The organism is Thiomonas sp. TH-17, from assembly GCF_057473305.1.
This window is the reverse complement of record NZ_JBYCKI010000215.1, coordinates 1-5,039: the sequence shown is the minus strand read 5'-3', so window position 1 is coordinate 5,039 and position 5,039 is coordinate 1. Positions and strand designations below refer to the sequence as shown.

Annotated in this window: 4 protein-coding genes; all 4 read left to right on the top strand. The window is 66.2% G+C overall.

What is annotated here, in order from left to right; genetic code table 11:
- Positions 1–1,973 (top strand): DUF1631 family protein (locus AC2VLV_RS12895; protein WP_486990373.1); only part of this gene is annotated, 1,973 nt, incomplete at its 5' end.
- A gap of 156 nt (positions 1,974–2,129) precedes the next feature.
- Positions 2,130–3,047, top strand: coding sequence for an extracellular solute-binding protein (locus tag AC2VLV_RS12890; RefSeq protein WP_486990372.1), 918 nt, complete (start codon positions 2,130–2,132; stop codon positions 3,045–3,047).
- 40 nt (positions 3,048–3,087) lie between these two features.
- Positions 3,088–3,918, top strand: coding sequence for an ABC transporter permease subunit (locus AC2VLV_RS12885; protein WP_486990371.1), 831 nt, complete (start codon positions 3,088–3,090; stop codon positions 3,916–3,918).
- A 16-nt stretch (positions 3,919–3,934) separates the two neighbouring features.
- The gene (locus AC2VLV_RS12880) at positions 3,935–4,987 is read left to right on the top strand and encodes an ABC transporter ATP-binding protein (RefSeq protein WP_486990370.1); all 1,053 of its coding nucleotides are present in this window, start codon (positions 3,935–3,937) and stop codon (positions 4,985–4,987) included.
- Positions 4,988–5,039 lie beyond the last annotated feature (52 nt).

The following is a 5,039-nucleotide window of genomic DNA, read 5'->3' as shown; positions in this document are numbered from 1 at the left end:
GTGAGCACGCCGCGCCGCAGGCCAACCCGCTGCGGCCCGAGGTGTTCAGCAAATCGCTGCACCACGCGCTCGGCGTGGTCGATCTCGACGCGGAAGAACGCCTCGGGCTGCTGCGCGCTTTCGGCAAGGGCATGTCGGCTGCGCTGAAAGACACCTACTCGCTCTACAACAAACGCTTGGCCGAACTACAGGTCGAGCCCGCGCAATACCGTCAGATGCGCCGCGCGCCTGCACGCAGCGCCGCTGCCACAGCGATGGACGAGCAGGCGCTGGTCAACGCCGCACAAACCGGCGCGGAGCTGCATCTGGAAGCCTTGCAGCAATTGCTCGCCGGGCGTTTCGCTGCGGCGCCATCCGTCGGGCAAAGTGTTCAGGGCGCGCAAGGTGCTCAAGGCGCGCCGGACGGCGGCCACAGCGGCTTTGCACCCTCTGGCTTCGGCCCGACCGGCCCGGCGGCTTCGGGCTTCAGCCCTTCGGTGTTCGGCCAGGCCTATGGCCTCAACCCGCAGTTGCGCGATGCACTCGATCGTCTGCTGCTGACCGACCGTCTGGGGCTGCGCGAGGTGAACTGGCGCGACGAACCCGCCGCCGCCGCGGCGACGGTGAACCTCATCGAACAGCATCGGCAAAGCCTCTACGAGGTCGCCAACCGGCCGCTGGAGCGGCTCACCATCGACGTGGTCTCGCTGCTGTTCGATCACATCCTCGCTGACCCGAAGCTGCTGCCTGCGGTCAAGGCGCAACTCGCCCGCCTGCAAATTCCGGTGCTGCGACTGGGGTTGCGCGACGCCAGCCTGTTTTCCTCGCGCAACCACCCCACGCGCAAATTACTCAACCGGGTGGCCGAATACAGCGCGGGTTTTTCCAGCGTGGAAGAGCCCGCGGCCCAGCGCTTCCTGCCGTTTCTGTCGCGCATGGTCGAGGCCGTGGTCAACGCCGAGGAAGACGATGCCACGGTGTTTGCACAGCAACTCGCCGACCTGCAGCGCCATATCGCCGAAAGCGCCGCCGTGGTCGAGCAGCAGCAGGCCGATGCGGTCGATGCCCTGCGCCGCGCCGAGTTCCGCAGCCTGCTGCACGGAGCGCTGTATCGGCATCTGCACGAGGTGTTCGCACGTCTGCACACCCACCCGCAACTGCGCGAATTCATGCTGGAGCACTGGTCCACCGTGCTGGCCGAATCCGTACTGCGCCACGGCGAAGACGCCGAGATCACCCAGACCTACAAGCAAACCGCCAGCGACCTGATCTGGAGCGTGCAGCCCAAGACCGCCGAAGCCGATCGCAAGGCGCTGCTCGGGCTGCTGCCCACGCTGGTGCAACGGCTCGGCCAGGGCCTCGACCTGATTTCCTTGCCTGCCGACAAGCGCCAGGAGTTCATGGCCTGGCTGATGGACGCCCAGGCGCAGGCCATACGCGGCCAGGGCGAGGCGCAGCAGGCCACCTCGCGCGACGACGCGCTGCTGCTGCAGCGCGAATGGTCGCGGCTGCTGCACCCGCACACCAATGCGGCGGCGGCAGCGGCCATGCCCGAGGCGCTGGTACGCAATGAAGAAAAACTCACGAGCGGGCTGATCGAAGCCAGCGATGTGCCCGCCGAGCCGCATACGCCTGCGGCGGAGGCGGCCGAGTCGCAGCAAGGCCCGGCCAGCGTGCCGCCGGGCGAGCCTGCGCTGCTCTCGCCCTCCGAAGTGGCGGGGCTGATCGCCTCGCTCGATATCGGCACCTGGGTGCAGTTGCAGATTCAGGGGCGCAACGCCCGCGCGCAGCTCACTTGGCGAAGTCCGCAAGGGCTGTTCTACATGTTCTCCAGCAAGGTGGGCGGCCGCGCGCATTCCATGACCCGCCGTGCGCTGGAGCGCATGGCCGCGCAGGGCCTCATCCTGCCGCTGGAGGCGCAGGGACTGATGGACCGCGCCATGCAGGGCGTGGCCGAGCAATTGCGCGATCGCCAGTCTGGCGAACCCGGCTGAATCGGGCGGCGGCCGTACCGCGTTTACACCTGAGAACACTTCTCTTCAAATCACTTCGTTATATTTCACAGAACATCACGTATGGCGCATATTCATGCCCTATCCGTCTGCTCGTAAATATCAACCCAAGAGCTTTTTATGCGTCGTCGTATTCTCTTGAAACTTTCCCTCGCAAGCGCCATCGGCATGAGCGGCATGACGGCTGCCTTGGCGGCAGAGCCGGTTTTGTCGGTCGCCTATGCCGGTTCGATGGGCGCCTTGATGGACAAGGCGCTCGGCCCGACCATCGCCCAACAGGCCAAGGTGCAATATCAGGGCAAAGGCGCCGGGGCTTACGGCCTGGCGCATCTGATTGCCGTCAAGCAGATCAACCCCGATGTGTTCGTCTCCATCACCCCCGGCCCCGTCGAGGTGCTTCAGAAGGTCGGACTGGTCGATACCGCCGTGCCGGTGGCCAGCACGCAGATGGTGATTGCCTATAGCGACAAGAGCAAGTTCGCTGCCGACTTCAAGGCCGCTGCTGCCGGAAAAATGCCGTGGTATTCGGTGCTCGAAAAACCGGGCCTGCTCTTTGGCCGTACCGACCCGAAAACCGACCCGCAAGGCCGCAACATTGTGTTCACCATGCTGCTGGCGCAAGACTTTTACAAGCAGCCCGGACTGGCCGACAAGATTCTGGGCAAGGTCGAAAACCAGCAGCAAATTTTCACCGAGCCCTCACTGCTCTCACGACTGGAGTCGGGCCAGCTCGACGCCACTTCGGGCTATCTGAGCGCGGTGATTTCGCACAAGCTGCCCTATATCAAGCTGCCGGAAGAGATCAATCTCAGCGATCCCGGCATGATCGAAAAGTGGTACAGCAAGGCGCACTTCGACCTCAAACTCCCCAACGGCAAGACCGACACCCTGTCCACCCAGCCGCTGGTGTTTTATGCCGCGGTGCTGAAAAACGCGCCTAACCCCAAAGCCGGTGCAGACTTCGTCAAACTCATGACCAGCGCCGAGGGCCAGGCCCTTTTCAAAAAATACGGCTATAGCGCCCCCAAGGGCGGCGACCTTCATCCGGCACATTGAGTGGGCCCGCTGAGCTTTGGGCTGCGGCGACAATGACGGCATGACGCCGACTCCGCTGGATACCGCCGCAGCCCCGTTCTTTGCGCCGCACGCCAAGCAAGCGCCTGCACGCCGCGCGTGGATCGTGGCGGCCGCCGGGCTGGCCGGGCTGCTGTTTCTCAGCCTGCCGTTCGCCGGGCTGTTCATCAGCACGCCGTGGCACGCGCTGCATCTGCAGCAAGGCGACCTGGGCTCGCTCTGGGTGTCGGTGAGCTACAGCCTGATCGCCGTGGCCATCGTGGTGCTTTTCGCCACGCCGGTGGCCTGGTGGCTGGCGCGGCACGACTTTCGCGGCAAGTGGATCATGGAGATGCTGGTGCTGCTGCCGCTGCTCACGCCGCCGCTGGCCATGGGCCTGTTGCTGTCGATGAGTTACGGGCCGTACAGCTGGATCGGCCAGCCGCTGGGGCATCTCGGCCTCAATCTCACCAACACGCCTTCGGCCTTTCTGCTGGCGCAGGTGTATGGCAGCGCGCCGTATTTCATCGTCGCCGCGCGCTCGGCGTTTGAGGGTGTGCCGCGAGAGCTTGAGCAGATTTCGCTCACTCTGGGGCAGTCGCCCTGGCGCACTTTCTGGCGCATTACCGTGCCGCTTTCGGGGCTGGGCCTGGCCGCCGGGGTGGCGCTGGCCTGGGTGCGGGCGCTGGGCGAGTTCGGCATTGTGCTGATCGTGGCGTATTACCCGCAGGGCATTCCGGTGAAGCTGTGGGTCAACCTGCAGGACACCGGCCTGCCCGCGGTGTACCCGCTGCTTTGGCTGTTCTTCCTCATCGGCCTGCCCCTGCCCCTGCTGCTCGGCGCGCTGTCGCGGCGCGGGCAGGGCGGCGTCTGAACCGTTGTCCGACATCATGCCCTCGCCCGCCCGCCTGCACGTCAATCTGCAGATCCGCCAGCCGATCACGCTCGACGTCGATTTCGAAGTGCACGGCTTCACCGCCCTGCTCGGCTCCAGCGGCGAAGGCAAGTCCACGGTGCTGAAGGCGCTCGCTGGGCTCATTCCCAGCCAGGGTCCGCCTTTCGGCGCCCTGCCGCCGCAGCGTCGGCCTGTGGGCTATCTGCCGCAGGGTTATGCGCTGTTTCCGCATTTGCGCGCCTGGGAGAACGTGGCCTATGCGCTGGGCGGGGCGCTGGGCAAGCAGCGGGAGACGGCGGTGAAGTTGCTGCAGTCGGTCGGGCTGGCGCAGCAGACCGAGTTGCGTCCCGCCCAGCTCTCGGGCGGACAGCAGCAGCGCGTGGCGCTGGCCCGCGCGCTCGCACGGCAGCCGCAGGTGCTGCTGCTCGACGAACCTACCTCAGCGCTCGATGCCAGCACCCGCGACGACATCATGGCCGAGCTGGTTTCGCGCATGCACCAGCTCTCCATGCCCGCGCTGGCCGCCACGCACGATGCCAGCCTGGCGGCCATGTCTGACTGGGTGGTGGTGCTCTCGGGTCGGCAGGTCATTCAGCAGGGGCCGCCTGCCGAGGTGTTTGCGCATCCGGCCAATCAGGCGGCTGCGGCGCTGCTGGGCGTGCGCAACCGTTTTACCGCGCGCGTGCTGCGCCACGCGGTTGAGCGCGGACTGACGCTGTTGCAGTGGGAAGAAGGCGGGCTGCCACTGTGGGCGCCCTTGATGGCGTCGTGCGAGATCGGCTGCCTGGTGGACTGGGCCGTGTCGCCCGACGAGGTGCGCCTGCCCCCGCTCAAACCGGGCCAGACCGCCGATCTGGAAAACCCGGTCTCAGGCCAGATCGAACACTTGGTGGTGCAGGGCGCGAGCGCGACTCTGGCGATGCGATGCGGCGACGCACGGCTGTGGCTGCGCGCCCCGCTGCGGCTGATTGCCCACCACGGCCTGCACGCGGGTGCGCCCGTCGTGGCCCATCTGCGCGCCGAGCATCTGATGTGCTGGCCGCACTGAAACGACTATCCCCGAAACCTCACTCGCGCAGCAGTTTTTGCAGCACGTCGAG

Bases quoted from the DNA above. Each gene is read 5' to 3' on its own strand.
- AC2VLV_RS12880 (WP_486990370.1), top strand. From the start codon at position 3,935: ATGCCCTCGCCCGCCCGCCTGCACGTCAATCTGCAGATCCGCCAGCCG.
- AC2VLV_RS12885 (WP_486990371.1), top strand. From the start codon at position 3,088: ATGACGCCGACTCCGCTGGATACCGCCGCAGCCCCGTTCTTTGCGCCG.